Genomic DNA, 16,607 nt, shown 5'->3' with positions numbered 1-16,607 from the left:
CCTCGGGTGGATCGGTCAGTTCGCGGCTCCGGAACCCGATCCATCCGCAGTCGAGTCCAACGGAGTGATCTGAGAAGGATCGGGGACATACCCTTCGGCGTCGACATAGTTCCCATCGCCGTCGACGGCCCACCCATCGTCATCCCGGGGCAGCCCGGCATAAGGATCGGAGTAGGTGTACCCGTTGGGAACTGCCGCAGCCCCGCCCTGATCGGCCCCGGTTCCTCCGACGTCACCACCGGCGCCAGGCCCGTCCGCCACACCATCACTCGTCACCGGCCCTGCCTGTGGGCTCACCGCGGCAGGATCCGAAGAGCCACCGGCACCCGAATCAGAGGTCACAGCATCACCGGACGCGGTGCCCGCGGGGGCGGTGCCCTCGTGCCCGGGACCCGACATCGGATCTGCGGGAGCAGGCGCTACCTGGGCCGGCGCGCTCCCGTCGTCCCCTCCGGTGCCGGCACCGGAGGCTCCGGCGCCCGCCAAGGCATTCCCGTCATGCGTGGGATCCGCCATGGGATCGGCCGGAGCGGGTGCTAGCTGTCCCGGCGCGGCTTGCCCGCCCATGGCCGAGCCGCTGCCACCCTGCGGGGAATCGGGAATCGGGACCGAGGGGGCCGGAGCTGCCTGCGCAGGCGCCGGAGCGGGGGCCGCGGGACCGTCGACGGCAGGGGCGGGGGCAGCCGGCACGGCAGGCGCCGGAGCGGCCGCTGGACCAGGCTCGGCGGCCGGTGCGGGCTTCGGGGGCAGCGGAACGAGCACGGCCGGAGGCGCGCCGAGGTGGCCGGGCTCGCCGGGGACGGCAGCACCGTTCACGGGCGCGGGCGGCGCCGGCGGCGCGAACCCGGGTTCGGCCGCGGGCGCAACCGCGGGTTGTCCGCCCTGCTCTTCACCGGCCACCGCGGCAGGCATGCGGTCGAATCTCGGCCCGAGCTTGACGGGCTCGTCGCCGCTGTTCGCGTAGACGAGGCCGCCGACCAGGAGGGCGCCCGCACCGATCGCGAGCACCACCCAGAAGCCGGTGCTGAGGCTCGCGACGCCCATGAATGCGCGGCCGGTCCCTTCGACGACCTTACCGAGCGCTCGCTGCGCGACCCGCTTGAGCGCGGAGGTGTTGGACCTTTCGATGATCTCGGCGGCGAGTTTGCCGCTGCTGCCACCCAGCTGCTGCGCCACCTCCAGCTGCGCCTGAACCTGCTTCACCGACATACCGAGCGTTCTGGCGGCTTCGGCCACGTTGGCGAAACCCTCCTGCCCGTACCGGATCTTGTAAACGACGTCAGCCCAATTGATAGGGGCGGGGTTCGTCATGAGCCTTTCCTCTGAGAGAGCCCCGGGCACTCCTTCGGATTGCGGAACACCTCGTGGGCCCCCACCACCCTCGTCCTGCCGCCGGCCCACCGGCACCTCCCCAAGGGATGACCGATGACCCCCTTCGGGTTGGATCTGCTCCACCCAGGGTGCGGTGACCGATAGCCGAAAGTCCGCTACACCTCCGCGGAGATCGGCTCCAGGACAGGCCTTCTCGCCGCCACGGTGTCGCCGGACGACTTACCGGTCAGCCGCCGCCCGATCCACGGACCGACGAAATCCTTGGTCCAGACGTAGTTCACCCGGCGCCGCTCGGCCTTGCTCAGTTCCGGCGCCGGACCCAGGTCCGGGGCCTCGAGGGTATGACCGACACCCAGCGCGTCGAGGGTCTCGACCGCCATCCTCTGGTGCCCGGCAGTCGACATGTGCAGGCGGTCCCAGTCCCACATCCGTTCGTCGTCGTAGCCGTCGAAACGCCAGAAGTCGACCACCACCGCGCCGTGCCGGTCCGCGACCTCGCGCACCAGTTCGTTGTAGATCGCGGTGCGGCCGCGGACCTTGCCGAACACCGCCGACCATCCGGCGTCGTATGCGGTCCACATCGCGACCGTGGCCCCGCTCGCGGTGAGCTTGCCGACCGCCTCGTCGTAGTGGTCCACCATCGCGTCGATGTCCACCGACGGGCGCAGCAGGTCGTTCCCGCCGCCGTAGATCGTGACCAGATCCGGGCCCAGAGCCAGCGCCTGATCGACCTGTTCGTCGATGATCTGCCCCAGCAGTTTGCCGCGGACCGCGAGGTTGGCGTACCGGAAATCCTCGCCCTTCGCCGCGAGCTGCTCGGCGACACGATCCGCCCAACCGCGCAGGCCGTTCGGCCGATCCGGGTCGTGATCGCCGAGTCCCTCCGTGAACGAATCCCCGAGGGCGACGTAGCGATTGAAGACAGGTTCCGGCGAATTCATCGCATAGATTTTGCCACCATGGGCCAGCTCACACCGGCTGGGGTCACACGTCGGTGGAGAACCGCACCCCGCCGTCGGGCAGGGCCACACCCGGCCACACCCGCGCGCCACGCAACAGTTCGCAGCGGGCACCGACGTCCGCGCCGTCCCCGATCACCGCATCGCGCACCAGCGCACGCGGACCGATCCGAGCGCCGAATCCGACGATCGATCGCTCCACCGTCGCGCCCGCCTCGATGACCGCGCCGTCGAAGACGACCGCACCGTCGAGACGCGCACCCGCGCCGATCTCCGCGCCGCGTCCGACCACAGTGCCGCCGATCAGCACCGCTCCCGGCGCGATGCCCGCACCCGGGTGCACCAGCGACTCTCCCCGCGGGCCGTCCAGCGCGGGCGAGGGCGCGATGCCGCGCACCAGATCCGCGGACCCACGGACGAAGTCCTCCGGCGTGCCCATGTCGCGCCAGTAGGCCGCATCGACATGCCCGAAGACGCGTCGACCCTCGGCCAACAGCCCGGGGAACACCTCGCGCTCCACCGAGACCGGGCGCCCGGCGGGGATCTTCTCGATGATCTCGCGCCTGAAGACGTAGCAACCGGCGTTGATCTGGTCGGTCGGCGGATCCTGGGTCTTCTCGAGGAAGTCCGTGACGCGGCCGTCCTCGTCGGTCGGCACGCAACCGAAGGCACGCGGATCCCCCACCCGGACCAGGTGCATGGTCACGTCCGCCTCGGTGTGCCGGTGCGTGTCCAGCACGGCCCGCAGGTCGGTGCCGCCGAGCACGTCGCCGTTGAAGACGATCACGTTGTCCGCGCGGAGCTTGGGCAGCACGTTCCTGATACCGCCTCCGGTGCCGAGCGGCTCGGTCTCGGTGACGTACTCGATCTCCAGACCCATCGACGACCCGTCGCCGAAGTACTCCTCGAAGACCTCGGCCTTGAACGAGGTACCGAGCACGACGTGCTTGATCCCGGCCGCGCCGATGCGCGCCAGCAGGTGCTGCAGGAAGGGCAGACCCGCCGTCGGCAGCATGGGCTTCGGCGCGGAGAGCGTCAGCGGCCGCAGCCTGGTGCCCTTGCCTCCGACGAGAACCACCGCGTCCACGTTCGGTTCGCTCGCCACTTGGTCATTCACCATCGTCTGCAGTCCCCTCGTTCTTCGCCCTGTTCCGTACCGCCGCGGCGACGGCCACCTTCGACCGCACCGCGAGACCGCCGCGCAGCGCCCACCGGAGCGGCGCCTGCCACCAATGCGGATGCCGATCGGCCTGGAAGCGGTAGGCGCTCTGGTGATGTGCAGGCAGCATCAGCTCCGGATGCCGCCCTGCCGCATGTCCCTTGGCGTGGGTCACCTCCGCCGAGGGCACGAACACGTTGTGCCAGCCCGCGCGGCCGAGTCGATCGCCGAAGTCGACGTCCTCCATGTACATGAAGTACCGGGAATCGAACCCGTTGATCGAGTCGAACGCGGCTCGACGCACCAGCAGGCAGGATCCCGAGAGCCACCCCACGGGGCGCTCGGACACCTGCTCGTTCTCCTGGCGGTACCGCTGGGTCCACGGATTGGACGGCAAGACGCTGCCGAGGAGGGCGTGGCCTGCGCCCGAGACGAGCCCGGGGACCTGACGCGCCGACGGGTACACGCTGCCGTCCGGTTCCAGCACCATCGGACCGAGGGCGCCCGCGCGCGGCCAGCGCTGTGCCGCTTCGAGCAGCAGATCGAGGGATCCGGCGCCCCAGCGGAGATCGGGATTGGCGATCACCACGAACTCGACATCGGGGTCCAGCTCGGCGACCGCGCGGTTGATGGCACCGCCGTAGCCGATGTTCCCGCCCGTGCGCAGCAGGCGCACATTCGAATTCTGTTCCAGTGCGGCCTCGGGAGCACCGTCCGTCGACCCGTTGTCGGCCATGATGACCTGGGTCTGCAAGGTCGTGGCTCCCTCGAGGGTGTCGAGGAAACTCTGAAGGTGCTTGCCCGGCGAATAGGTCACCGTCACCACGGCCAGCTGCGAACTCACGCCGGCAACCCTAGTCGTTGGCCGGCGGCAACTGTGCCAGGGCCGCCGTCAGCGCCTCCTGCCACGGCCGAAGCGGGGTCAGGCCGGCGCCGACCCATGACGCCCCCGACAGCACCGAGTACGCAGGCCGCGGCGCGGGCCGCACGAACTGGGCGCTGGTGCACGGGCGCACCCGATCCCGGTCGGCCCCGACCCCGGCGAACACCGCCCTGGCTAGATCGAACCAGCTCGCCTGGCCGGAGTTCGTCGCGTGCAGCACCCCGCCCGGCACCGCGGGCGAACCGGCCAGCTGCAACAAACCGTCGGCGAGGTCACCCGCATAGGTCGGCGACCCGATCTGGTCGTCGACCACGTCGACCGTGTCACGTTCGCGCTCCAGGCGCCTCATCGTGGCCACGAAATCCGCGCCGACGCCGGTGTAGACCCACGCGGTCCGCACCACCAGGGCCGTCGGGTCCGCGGCGAGCACCGCGCCCTCACCGTCGAGCTTGGTCCGACCGTATGCGGTCCTCGGACCGGTGGCCGCGTCGGTCTCGTACGGTCGGTCCGCGTCGCCCGCGAACACGTAGTCCGTCGACACGTGGATCAGGCGGGCGCCGACACGCGCGGTCGCCAACGCCAGATTCCGCGGCCCGAGCACATTCACCCTCTCGGCGGCCTGCTCGTCGGATTCGGCCGCATCGACCGCGGTGTATGCGGCGCAGTTGATGACGACGGTGCCGGGCTCGACGAACCTGTCGACCGCCTCACCATCGGTGATGTCGAGGTCTCTCGACCCGAATCCGACAACGTCCAGACCTGCCGCGGCACCGCGGCGCAGCAACTGCGTGCCGAGCTGGCCACCGGCCCCGGTCACAAGGATCTTTCTCACAGAGGAAAGTCTGGCACGCCGGTCCGCGGACACAGGAACCACGCGTCCCCACCAGTAGCCTGGACCACGGTCGGGGTGAACCACATGCAGAGTTAGGGGGCATCAGGTGCCGGACAACGAGGAAGCTCCGACGACGGGGCGTACCGCCTTCGGTCGGGGCCAGATCGCCGTCGCCGCCGCTTCGGTCCTCGTCCTCCTCATCACCGGATTCGCGTGGCGCAGCGTCGATGCGCTCACGTCGAACCTCGCAACCGCGCGACTGGAGTTGGGCGACGGCGGCAAGGACGGCGCGGTGGACATCCTCATGGTCGGCACCGACAGTCGCACCGACGCGCACGGCAATCCGCTCTCCGCCGACGAACTGGCCTCGCTCCGAGCGGGCGAGGCCGAGGCCGACAACACCGACACCATCGTGCTCATCCGGGTGCCGACCGACGGCAGCTCGGCGACGGCCGTCTCGATCCCCCGTGACTCGTATGTCGAGGTCCCCGGCATCGGCCGTTCGAAGATCAACGCGGCCTTCGGGGCCACCCGGGCCACCGAGCGGCAACGGTTGCTCGACGACGGCGACTCCGAGGACACGGCCGACAAGGAGGCGACCCAGGCCGGCCGCGAGGCCCTGATCAAGTCGGTCGCCAACCTCACCGGCATCACGGTCGACCACTACGGCGAGGTGGGGTTGCTGGGATTCGTCCTGCTCACCGATGCCGTTGGCGGCGTCGACGTGTGCCTGAACAACCCGGTCGACGAGTGGATGTCCGGTGCGAAGTTCCCGGCGGGCGAACAGACCCTCAGCGGGTCGAACGCGTTGTCCTTCGTCCGGCAGCGGCACGACCTCCCGCGCGGCGACCTCGACCGCATCGTCCGCCAGCAGGTCTTCATGGCGTCTCTGGTGCACGAGGTCCTCAATGCCAAGACGTTGAGCAATCCCGGCAAGCTCGCGCAGCTCACCTCCGCCGTGCAGCGTTCGGTTGTCCTCGACGACAACTGGGACATCATCGATTTCGCCCGGCAACTGCAGGGCCTCGCGGGCGGGGAGGTCAAGTTCCAGACCATCCCGGTCGTCGACCTCAACGCGATGACCGACTACGGCGAGTCGATCGTGCAGGTGGACCCGAAGGCCGTCCGCACCTTCGTCGCCGGACTGGTGGGCGACAGTGACAGCGACAGCGACAGCGACAGCGACAGCGACAGCGACAGCGAGGCCACCACCGGCAGCGAGCTGCCGTCGATCGACACCTCGAAGGTCACCGTCGACGTGTCCAATGACAGCGGGATCGGCGGTCTCGCCTCCCGGGTGTCGGAGGCACTGACCGAGCGCGGCTACGTGCAGGGCGAGGTCGGGAACAACACCGGCACCACGGTGAGCACGAGCCGCGTCCTCACGGCCGACCCCGAGTCCGACGCGGCGAAAGCCGTTGCGGCGGCCCTCGGCGGCCTGACCATCGTCGGCGACAGCTCGCTGCCCACCGGCGCCGTGAAGGTCCTGATCGCCGCCGACTACACCGGTCCCGGCTCGGACTCCGCCGCGGGGCCCACCTCGGATATCGTCGACATGGGCACCAGTCCCACCCCCGCGCCCCCCGGACCGGCGATCGACGCCGGGAGCAAGGGCCCGCGGTGCGTCAACTAGCGAGAACGGCGATGGAAGTGCCCGATCCGAACACATCCGTGACCAACCTGACTGCGGCCCTTCTCGATCCGATCCTGCAGCAGGACCCGGCCGGCCCCCGCATCACCTATTACGACGACGTCAGCGGTGAGCGGATCGAACTGTCCGCCCTCACCCTCGCCAACTGGGCCGCCAAGACCGCCAACCTGATTCGTGACGAGTTCGGCCTGCTGCCGGGCGCCCGGATCTGTGTGCTGCTCCCCGCGCACTGGCAGAGCGCCGCCGTGCTGCTCGGCTGCTGGTGGGCCGGCGCCGAGGTGCTGCTGGCGCCCGCGGACGACGCGGAGCTCGCCCTGGTCTCGGCGGACCGGCTCGCCGAGGTCGAGGACGCGCCCGAGGTCGCGGTGCTCTCGCTCGACGCGTTCGGTCGCCCCGCCGAGGGGCTCCCGGTCGGCGTCACCGACTACGCCACCTCGGTGCGCGTGCACGGCGACCAGTTCCGGCCGGACTCCGGCGCATCGTCGGCGCTCGACGGTCTGTCGATCGCCGAGGTGCTCACCGCGGCAACGGACTCCGCCTCGGCCCAGTCCATCGGCCGCGCGGATCGCGTGCTCTCGAGCTCCGAGTGGGGTACCGCGACCGAACTGATCGAGGGTCTGCTCGCCACCCTGTCCGTCGGCGCCTCGCTGGTCCAGGTCGCGCGCCCCTCCGACGACGCGATGACCAGGCGGATGACCTCCGAGAAGATCACGATCCGACGCTGAGCCGATCCCCGGCGGGCTCGGCCGTCCAGATCCGGCTGCGCAGATCCCGCCCCCGGATCACCTGGATTCGCCAGGGATCCAGGCGCAGCACGTGCAGTTCCGGATCCTCGGGCGACCGCCAGAAGTTGCCCAGGTCGTATCCCGCCCCACGCGGGCTGGTCCGGCGATAGAGGTCCCACACCTTGCGTTTGGTGGCGCCGTCGTCGACCCAGTCCGCGACCGTGTCGATCGCCACGGAATTGTTGCCGGGCGCCCAGTAGGAGAAGTTGGTGTGCGGGTTCCCGCGCAGGTGCGCGGCTTTGACAGGGGTCCGATAGGTGGCCAACCAGCCGAGCGGGCGGCCGTCGACCACCTCCCATACCGGGATCAGCACTCTCGTCCTCGGCCGCCCCTTGCTGTCGACCGTGACCATCGTGGAGTAGACGATCGACCCGACGAACGCGTCGAATTCTTCCTCGATCGCCGCAAACGACGTCACCTTCATGACCATCTCCTGTCTCGGTACCTTTTCGTAACCGACACCAGCATGGATCAGCGGAAAGGGAAGGGGAAGAAGGCACTTCGGCGACACCCGGTTACCGCGCGGGAACCGGCCGGGACCGGCCGCGCGAGGCCCGGGCCGGTCGAACTCGACCGGCCCGGGCCTCGCGTCGCAGCGAACTCGCCTCCCGCTGGCACACGTCCAGGTCAGGCCGCCATCGCCTCGACGGGCGACACCCTGGCGGCGCTCCTCGCAGGCAGCAGCGCCGCGATCACCCCGGCGATCCCGCCGACCAACACCGTGGCCGCCAGCTCCGGCCACGGCAGCGAGGGCAGCACCAGGTCGTCGACACCGAACACCGAGGCCGTACCCGCCAGCCCGAAGGCCAGCCCGAGCACCACGCCGAGCACCGACGCGACCACCGACACCAGGACCGCCTCGTAGATCAGCAGCGTTCGCAGTCCCGCGCGGGTGACACCGATCGATCGCAACAGACCGCTCTCTCGCCTGCGTTCGATCACCGACAGCGCCATCGTGTTGCCGACCCCGATGACCGCGATCAGGATCGCCACCGACAGCAGCCCCACCACGATCATCAGCATGGTGTCCAGGACCGAGTTCAGAGCCGCCCGCATGGCCACCGCCCCGCCGATCTCCGCGGTCGGCACGCTGTCGGTGGCCAGCGCGGTGACCTCCCGCTGCACGGTCGCGATCTCGTCGTCGGTGAGATCATCCGCGAATCGGACCCACAGCGAATCCGATGCCGCGTTCGCCGTCACCGCCGCCAGGTCCGCACGGACCATCAGGGGCGGCTGCCCGTCCACTCCGGCCACCGCCGTCAGGCTCCGGACCGCGCCGTCACCGCGGACGTCGATCGACTCCCCCGCGCGCGCCCCCAACTCCTCGAGCTGTTCGGGCGACACCGCGATCTGGCCGGGCCGCGGCAGCGTGATCGACACACGGAGCGCCGCGGCCGCATCCGCCGGATCCACCCCGATCACGGTCAGCTCCTGCCCGGAACCGGTGGTCACGTCGCCGCTCGAGAGCGCCGCCACCGCGGTCACCCGATCCACCTCGCCGATCCGCTCGCCCAGCGTCGCAGGCAGCGCGGAACCCGCCTCGCCCGACACCGAGACGTCGATGGGGAACTGCTCGTCGAGCGCGCTCGGGGCGCTGGCCTTGACGGTCGCGATCCCGACGATCATCGTCGCGGTCACGCAGACGCCGATCAGCAGCGCCGTCGCCGTGGCCGTGGTCCTGCGGGGATTGCGGCCCGCGTTTCCCGCCGCCAGATCCCCCAACGGACCCGACACACGTCCCAGCACCTTTCCGAACGCCGCCACCGCGGGCGGCACGATGTATCGGCACAGCAGGACCACCGCGACGAAGAAGACCAGCGCACCGCCTGCCGCCGCCAGCACCTGCTTTCCCAGCACACCGGCGGTCAATACCGCGCCTCCGCCGACCAGGCCCGCGACACCGACGAACCGTCGCAAGCGCGACGCCCCCATCGGTTCGGGCTTGGCCTCGGCAGGGGTCAGGGCCGCGAGCGGCGACACGGCGGTGGCCGACCGCGCCGGAGCGACCGCCGCCAGGTAGGTGACCACGACCCCGACCAGCAGGCCGACCGCGAGCGCGGTGGGCGAGACGGCGAGATCGTCCAGCGGGATGGGAACGTCGAGCGCGCCAGCGACCCGGGTCACGGCCGCGGCAAGGGCCACGCCCGTCGCAAGCCCGGCCAGCGAGGCCAGCAGGCCCACCACCAGCGACTCGATGCGGACGCTGCGGCGAATCTGGTCGCTCGTCGCGCCGACGCAGCGGAGCAACGCCAGCTCCTGGGTGCGCGCCGCCAGCAGCACCGCGAACGTGTTGGCGATGACCAGCCCGGACACCACCACCGCGAGCGCACCGAACGCGAGCAGCACGTTGCGCAGCATGTCGCTGCTGCCGAGGAACCTCGCCGAGACCTCGTCGGCCTTGTCGGCCCCGGTGATCACCGTGGCTCCGGGCGGGAGCGCAGCGGCGACGGCGTCGCGGTCGCCGCCCGCGACACGCAGCTCCCTGGCGGCCTGGCCGTCGGTCCATGCCTCGATGTCGGCCGCGGTCGCATAGACCGAGATCCCGTCCATACGTTGCGCGGTGCCGTCGAGGTCCACCGTGCCGACGACGGTGGCCTCGCCGGCATCCGGGCCCGTGCTCTCGCCCATGGCCGTCACCGCGACGCGGGTTCCGATGGGCAGATCCGAGTTCGAGCCGACCGCGATCTCGCCCGGTGCACTCGGGAAGCGACCGTCCGCCAGCTTCTGCCAGCGCAGGTCCGCATCCGCGGCCACCGAGGTGGCCCCGCCGAACGACTTGTCCGAACCCGGCGCCGTCACCTTCACCGGGGTGGACATGTCGGTGGTCACCGCCCGCACCCCCGGCACCGAGCGGACCGCGTCCGCCGCCCGCTGGGCTTGCAGACCGTCCCCGAGATCGGAGACCACGAAGTCGGTGCTCCGATACTGTCCGGCAAGGGAATTGGTGACGCCTGCGGTGGCGGTCGAACTGAGCACGAGGGTCGCGACGACAAAGGCCACCGCGATCAGCACCGCGAGCATCGCGGCCAGGTACCGCCCGAAGTGCGCGCGCGCCTGCGCGAGGGTGAGCCTCAGCATGCCCTCGCCCCGAGTTCGCGCATCGTCTCGATCACCGAATCGGTGGTGGGGCGGTCGATCTCACCGGCGATCCGCCCGTCGGCGATCAGCACCACCCGGTCCGAATAGGACGCCGCCACCGGGTCGTGGGTGACCATCACGACCGTCTGCCCGAACTCCCGGACGCTGGAGCGGAGCAACTCGAGAACCTCCGTGCCCGATCGTGAATCGAGGTTTCCCGTCGGCTCGTCCGCGAAGATGACGTCGGGCCGGGGCAGCAGGGCCCTTGCGACCGCGACGCGCTGCTGCTGGCCGCCGGAGAGCTCGTGTGGCAGGTGTCCGAGTCGTTCGGTGAGCCCCAGTCGTCCGACGATCTCCGCCATCCACTCCGGATCCGGGTCCACCCCGCCCAGACGCATGGGCAGCAGCATGTTCTCCTCCGCGGTGAGCACCGGCAGGAGGTTGAAGGCCTGGAACACGAATCCGATTCGGTGACGGCGTAATTCGGTCAGCTCGCGGTCACTCAGGCCGGTCAACTCGGTGTCCCCGAGGTACACCAGACCGGACGTCGCCGTGTCGAGACCTGCCAGGCAGTGCATCAGCGTGGACTTGCCCGACCCCGAGGGTCCCATGATCGCGGTGAAGGCCGCGCCCATGAACTCGGTGTGCACGCCGTCGAGGGCGCGCACGGCCGCCTCTCCCTCGCCGTAGCTCTTGCTCAGGCCGACGGCGCGGACCGCGGCGGTTCGTGTGATGGTGGGTGCATTCATGTCCTCGACGCTACGAACGACCGCCGTCTCGGCGCGTCGGCGTGCGGACGGATCCTCGAGGCGAGGTCGTCATACCTGGGTAGGACGGGGCCCGGATTCTTCTCACACTCTGTCCCTCGAATGCGCGAAAGCTGTCGAGTTGCACACAGAGTGTGCGCTCAGTCCGGACGCGCCCGTCTGCGTTTCCTCACCACCCGCACCGTCTCATCCGCAATCTCGTCCAGGTGCTGGTACACGTCATACGCCGCGTACCGCAACACCAGCCAACCGTGGAGAACGAGCCAGTTCTGGCGGCGCCGATCCTTTCGGAACACCTCGGGTTCGCTGTGGAACTCGCGGCCATCGATCTCGACGATCGTTCGGGAGCGCTCGTCGACGAAGTCACAGTAGTACGCGCCGACGCTGTGGTTCGGCACCAGCTTGCAACGACGCGCGGCGAGCGCGCGGCCGAACTTCCGCTCCGGTTCGGAGGCCGCCCAGCCGGCGGCCACATACAGTTGCCTCCGCTGCTCCCGGACCCCGACCCGTCCGGCGTCCTCGTCGCACATCAGCTGCAGCTTTCTTGCGTTCACGTTGGTCCGGATGTGCCCATCGACCATGACGTCGGCCTCGTGTCGCGGCAGCACCGCCACCGAATCCAGCATGGCGCGTTCGGGATCCACCGTCGGCATCGACCATGCCGACGTGACGTTCTCGGCCGCGACCGCTCGACGGTATAGCCGAAGCCAACTCGGTGGTCGGACGCTGACATGGGCGGGCACGGAGACTTCGATGATGCTGGGAGCCGGAAGCATGTTCCAGATCCAGGCAGCCGTGCGGTGGCTCAGCACCGCGGTCGGTTGCCACAGGACCGCCGCCGAGCACAGTGCGTGCGGGGTGGGTTCACAGATGCAGTAGATGCCCGGCGCCAGCCGCGTGTACCGGCCGCTGCGGCACCGGTCGTGGATGGTGCTGCTCGCGACACCCGCCTCGAGCAGTTCGACTCGGGTCCGTACTCCGAAGGGGTTCATGGCACGACCTTCGCGCCCTGTGTGGGATGTCCATCAGCGGCGCCCTGGGCGAATGCCACGGCCTGTGGATGCAGTCCCGGGTGTGGACAACCCGGACCGAGCCCACACTCTGTGCGCGTTTCGCGAGGTTTCGCGCATTTCACTCACAGACTGTGACGTGACTCCGGGCTACCCGCCGAGCAGATCCTCCGGCTGCACCAGCCCGGTCTGGTACGCGAACACCACCGCCTGCACCCGGTCCCGCGACCCCGTCTTCGCCAGCACGCGTCCCACGTGCGTCTTCACGGTCGCCTCTGAGACGAAGAACTTCGTCGCGATCTCGGTGTTCGACAATCCGTGCGCCATCGCCTCGAGCACCTCCACCTCCCTTGGCGTCAGGTCCTCGGGCAGCTGGGGGCGCTCGACCGTTGACGTGCCTGCCAGCATCGGACCCACGTGCTGGAGCAGCCGACGGGTCGACCGCGCGGCGATCACCGCGTCGCCTCGGTACACGGTTCGCAGCGCGGCGAGCAGGTCCTCCGGTTGCGCATCCTTGAGCAGGAAGCCGCTGGCACCCGCGGAGATCGCGGCCACCACGTACTCGTCGTTGTCGAAGGTGGTGAGCACCACCACCTTCGGCGAGTGCTCGAGCGCGGTCAGGCGACGGGTGGCCTCGATGCCGTCCAGGTTCGGCATCTGCACGTCCATCAGGACCACGTCGACCGGAACCCGCGCGAGCTCGCGCAGCGCCTGCTCACCGTCCGAGGCCTCGACCTCGACGCTCATGTCGGGCTGGGAATCGATCACCATCCGGAACCCGGCGCGGACCAGCTGCTGATCGTCGACGATCGCGATTCGGATCGGACCCGTTGCGGCATCGGACATGTCATTCACCTCTCGAATAGGGCAGCACGGTGTGCACCCGGTAACCGCCTCCAGGGGCGGGTCCGGCCTCGAAGCTGCCGCCGTACAACTCTGCCCGTTCGCGCATCCCGAGCACACCCTGCCCGCCCGCGGACGGTGCGACCAGGGCGCCGGACGCTCCCCTGCCGTCGTCGACGACCGTCAGTTCCAGTGCCTCGTCGGTCCAGCGCTCGGTGACCTCGACACTGGCCGCGGGTCCCGCGTGCTTGAGCACGTTGGTCAGCGATTCCTGCACGATCCGGTACGCCGTCAGCTCGGCGCCCGTGGACAGCACGCGCCGCTCGCCGTCGGTGGTGAGCTGTACGCCGAGGCCACCCTTGCGGACCTCCTCGATCAGCGTGTCGATATCGGAAACCCCTGGGGTCGAGGAATATTCACGCGGCCGGTCCTCGCGCAGCACGGACAGCAACGCACGCATGTCCGTCAGCGCCTGCCGCCCGGTCTGGGAGATGGTCTCCAGCGCCGTGACCGCAGCTGCGGGGTCGGCGGCCGCGCTGTACCGACCGCCGTCGGCCTGCGCGATCACGACGGTCAGCGAGTGCGCCACGATGTCGTGCATCTCCCGCGCGATCCGGGTGCGCTCGTTGATGGCGGCGATCTCCGCCTCCTGCGCCCGCTCCAGTTCGAGCAGCCGGGCCCGCTCGGTGAGTCCCTCGAGCTCCTGGTTGCGCACCCGGCGCAGGTCGCCGAACGCCCACACCGCGGTGATGTACACGATCAGGAACGCGATCAGGAACGCGTGGGCCTGCCACGTGGACTGCTCGCCGCCGAAATACCGGAAGCCGGCCACGGTCACACCGACGATGGCCGCGGCCAGGCCCCAGCCGCTCGCCCACCTCGGTCCGTATGCCGCGAGCGCGTACAGCGCGATCGGCACGCAGATGCCGGGCATGACGAGATTGGTCTGATCACCCGAGACGATCAGATACGCCACCGAGAAGAACGCCACCGCCGCGGCGGCCGCGACCGGCCGGAGGCGGCGCCAGGCCAGGGGCACCGTGAGTCCCAACGCGATCACCACATCGACGGGCCCCAGGCCGACCGACGCCGCCAGACCGATGAGCGCGAAGAACGCCGCGACGGTGCGGTCGATCCCGACGGCGTGATCGGCGCTCCAGCGGTACCAGCGCTCGCTCAGCGGGAATCGGGGCATGGACCCCAGCGTAAACACCTGTGGCCGGTGAGCTCGCTCACCGGCCACAGGTCGACTCATACGTCAGCTCACTTGAGCAGCGCGCGCGACATCACGACACGCTGAATCTGGTTGGTGCCCTCGTAGATCTGGGTGATCTTGGCGTCGCGCATCATCCGCTCGACCGGGAAGTCGGTGGTGTAACCGGCGCCACCGAACAGCTGCACGGCGTCGGTGGTCACCTCCATCGCGACGTCCGAGGCGAAGCACTTGGCCGCCGCGGAGATGAAGCCGAGGTTCTTCTCGCCGCGCTCGGCGCGGGCGGCGGAGGTATACACCATCAGGCGAGCGGCCTCGACCTTCATCGCCATGTCGGCGAGCATGAACTGCACGGCCTGGAAGTCGGAGATCGACTTGCCGAACTGCTTGCGGTCCTTGGTGTAGGCCAGGGCCGCGTCGAGCGCGCCCTGCGCAAGGCCGACGGCCTGGGCGCCGATGGTCGGGCGGGTGTGGTCGAGGGTCTGCAGCGCGGTCTTGAAGCCGGTGCCGGGCTCGCCGATGATGCGGTCGCCGGGGATGCGGCAGTTCTCGAAGTACAGCTCGGCGGTGGGCGAACCCTTGATGCCGAGCTTCTTCTCCTTCGGGCCGACGACGAAGCCCTCGTCGTCCTTGTGGACCATGAAGGAGGAGATGCCGTTGGCGCCCTTGTCGGGGTCGGTCACGGCCATGACGGTGTACCAGGTCGACTTGCCGCCGTTGGTGATCCAGCACTTGGAGCCGTTGAGGATCCAGTCGTCACCCTCGGCCTTGGCGCGGGTGCGCATGCTGGCGGCGTCGGAGCCCGCCTCGCGCTCGGAGAGCGCATAGGAGGCCATCGCCTCGCCCGCGGCGAGCGACGGGAGCACCTGCTGCTTGAGCTCCTCCGAGCCGTTGAGGATCAGGCCCATGGTGCCGAGCTTGTTCACGGCGGGGATCAGCGAGGACGAACCGCAGACGCGGGCCACCTCCTCGATCACGATGCAGGTGGCCACGGAATCGGCGCCCTGGCCGTCGTAGGCCTCGGGGACGTGGATCGCGTTGAAGCCCGAGTTGACGAGCGCCTTGAGAGCCTCCTCGGGGAACCGGGAGTTCTCGTCGACATCCTTTGCGTAGGGCGCGATCTCCTTCTCCGACAGCGCGCGGATCGCTGCCCGCAGCTCATCGTGCTCGTCGGCGAGCTTGAACAGGTCGAAGTCGGGGTTGCCAGCCATCTGGTTGCTCCTCGTAGACGTCTCGGGGCGCGGCACTCAGTGCCATTCACGGGCCATCATACCGCACACTCCCGACGAGTCGCCGGTAAGACGTGCCACACTGCGGCACCGAGTGCCACCCCTACTCGTCCTCCTCGAGCCTGCGACGCAGCAGCTCCGCCACCCGGCGCGGCGCGGTGCCGCGCGGGAACACCGCCACCACCATCTCGCCGTCCCCGTCGGCGGCCGGGGCGTCGCGCCTGCCGACACCCCGCCGGATGTCGGCCAATGCCGCGCGCAGGTCCTCGGAGGTGGCCTCGGCTCCGTCGCGGACCATCCGGCGCAGCAGGTAGTTGTGGGTGGCGGTCACCGACGCGGAGAACTGCACCATCGACAGGTCCGGCTCACCGGGCAACGCGCGACGCAGGTAGTCGACGAACAGTCGCTCGTACCGGAATCCGGTCACGATCTCCCGGTCCCGCAGCGCGGGCACCTCGTGCACCACCGCGTAGCGCCGGGTGGCCATGTCGTTCCACTGCGAGAACCGCTCGAAGACGATCATCGCGGCGTCGCAGACCGCGTCCCACGGATCGTCATGGTCGGCGGCGAGGTATTCCTGCGCCTGGGCCAGCAGGATCTCGTGGTCGGCGAACACCACGTCTTCCTTGGAGCGGAACTGCCGGAAGAAGGTGCGACGCGAGATGCCGGCCGCCTCGGCTATCTCGTCCACACTGGTCGCCTCGTAGCCCTTCTCGGAGAAGAGCCGCAACGCCTCCGACACCACGTGGAGACGGAACCGGTCTGTGTCGTCGGGCATGAGCACAGCGTAGGCGGCTGCGCCGCCCGTGCGCGGTTGACGAGTCCCTGCACCCGTCAACCGCGCACGGGCCGCGGAGCGGCCTAGG

Annotated in this window: 15 protein-coding genes; 2 read left to right on the top strand and 13 right to left on the bottom strand. The window is 69.8% G+C overall.

What is annotated here, in order from left to right:
* Positions 1 to 15: 15 nt before the first annotated feature.
* From RM1_RS14790 to rfbD, 5 genes are all read right to left on the bottom strand, one after another.
* Complete coding sequence (locus tag RM1_RS14790; RefSeq protein WP_072752309.1) at positions 16 to 1,311, bottom strand: hypothetical protein; 1,296 nt, start codon at positions 1,309 to 1,311, stop codon at positions 16 to 18.
* A gap of 176 nt (positions 1,312 to 1,487) precedes the next feature.
* Positions 1,488 to 2,273, bottom strand: a complete 786-nt coding sequence (locus tag RM1_RS14785; RefSeq protein ID WP_072752307.1) for an SGNH/GDSL hydrolase family protein — start codon at positions 2,271 to 2,273, stop codon at positions 1,488 to 1,490.
* 43 nt (positions 2,274 to 2,316) lie between these two features.
* Positions 2,317 to 3,411 carry a mannose-1-phosphate guanylyltransferase gene (gene manB, locus RM1_RS14780; protein WP_072752305.1) on the bottom strand — a complete coding sequence of 365 codons (1,095 nt, stop codon included), beginning with the start codon at positions 3,409 to 3,411 and terminating at the stop codon, positions 2,317 to 2,319.
* Positions 3,401 to 4,294, bottom strand: coding sequence for a glycosyltransferase family 2 protein (locus RM1_RS14775; RefSeq protein ID WP_072752450.1), 894 nt, complete (start codon positions 4,292 to 4,294; stop codon positions 3,401 to 3,403). The genes manB and RM1_RS14775 overlap by 11 nt, the downstream gene beginning before the upstream one ends.
* A 10-nt stretch (positions 4,295 to 4,304) precedes the next feature.
* Positions 4,305 to 5,165, bottom strand: a complete 861-nt coding sequence (gene rfbD, locus RM1_RS14770) for a dTDP-4-dehydrorhamnose reductase (protein WP_072752303.1) — start codon at positions 5,163 to 5,165, stop codon at positions 4,305 to 4,307.
* Positions 5,166 to 5,271: 106 nt separating this feature from the next.
* Between rfbD and RM1_RS14765 the strand changes: the two genes are divergently transcribed.
* Positions 5,272 to 6,798 (top strand): LCP family protein, encoded by a 1,527-nt coding sequence (locus RM1_RS14765; RefSeq protein WP_083576734.1) that lies wholly within the window; start codon positions 5,272 to 5,274, stop codon positions 6,796 to 6,798.
* Positions 6,799 to 6,836: 38 nt separating this feature from the next.
* Entirely contained in the window at positions 6,837 to 7,541 is a 705-nt protein-coding gene (locus tag RM1_RS14760) for a TIGR03089 family protein (protein ID WP_072752445.1), read from the top strand.
* On the opposite strand, the gene RM1_RS14755 is transcribed toward RM1_RS14760, so the two are convergent.
* The 8 genes from RM1_RS14755 to RM1_RS14720 form a co-directional block, all read right to left on the bottom strand.
* Positions 7,525 to 8,025 (bottom strand): pyridoxamine 5'-phosphate oxidase family protein, encoded by a 501-nt coding sequence (locus RM1_RS14755; protein WP_245816353.1) that lies wholly within the window; start codon positions 8,023 to 8,025, stop codon positions 7,525 to 7,527. The genes RM1_RS14760 and RM1_RS14755 overlap by 17 nt on opposite strands.
* A 203-nt stretch (positions 8,026 to 8,228) precedes the next feature.
* Positions 8,229 to 10,679 carry an ABC transporter permease gene (locus RM1_RS14750; protein ID WP_072752300.1) on the bottom strand — a complete coding sequence of 817 codons (2,451 nt, stop codon included), beginning with the start codon at positions 10,677 to 10,679 and terminating at the stop codon, positions 8,229 to 8,231.
* Positions 10,673 to 11,428, bottom strand: a complete 756-nt coding sequence (locus RM1_RS14745) for an ABC transporter ATP-binding protein (RefSeq protein ID WP_072752298.1) — start codon at positions 11,426 to 11,428, stop codon at positions 10,673 to 10,675. Before RM1_RS14745 ends, RM1_RS14750 begins: the two co-directional genes overlap by 7 nt.
* A 158-nt stretch (positions 11,429 to 11,586) precedes the next feature.
* Positions 11,587 to 12,438 (bottom strand): type IV toxin-antitoxin system AbiEi family antitoxin domain-containing protein, encoded by an 852-nt coding sequence (locus RM1_RS14740; RefSeq protein WP_083576733.1) that lies wholly within the window; start codon positions 12,436 to 12,438, stop codon positions 11,587 to 11,589.
* A 168-nt stretch (positions 12,439 to 12,606) separates the two neighbouring features.
* Entirely contained in the window at positions 12,607 to 13,302 is a 696-nt protein-coding gene (locus RM1_RS14735; RefSeq protein ID WP_072752296.1) for a response regulator, read from the bottom strand.
* Between the two features lies 1 nt (position 13,303).
* Entirely contained in the window at positions 13,304 to 14,494 is a 1,191-nt protein-coding gene (locus tag RM1_RS14730; protein WP_072752294.1) for a sensor histidine kinase, read from the bottom strand.
* Between the two features lie 68 nt (positions 14,495 to 14,562).
* Positions 14,563 to 15,723 (bottom strand): acyl-CoA dehydrogenase, encoded by a 1,161-nt coding sequence (locus RM1_RS14725; RefSeq protein ID WP_072752292.1) that lies wholly within the window; start codon positions 15,721 to 15,723, stop codon positions 14,563 to 14,565.
* Positions 15,724 to 15,844: 121 nt separating this feature from the next.
* Positions 15,845 to 16,519, bottom strand: a complete 675-nt coding sequence (locus RM1_RS14720; RefSeq protein ID WP_072752441.1) for a TetR family transcriptional regulator — start codon at positions 16,517 to 16,519, stop codon at positions 15,845 to 15,847.
* Positions 16,520 to 16,607 lie beyond the last annotated feature (88 nt).

This window comes from Rhodococcus maanshanensis NBRC 100610, from assembly GCF_001894865.1.
In the GTDB taxonomy this organism is placed as follows: domain Bacteria; phylum Actinomycetota; class Actinomycetes; order Mycobacteriales; family Mycobacteriaceae; genus Rhodococcus_G; species Rhodococcus_G maanshanensis.
Note: the sequence above shows the minus strand (reverse complement) of the source record. Positions and strands in the feature narration are given on the sequence as shown.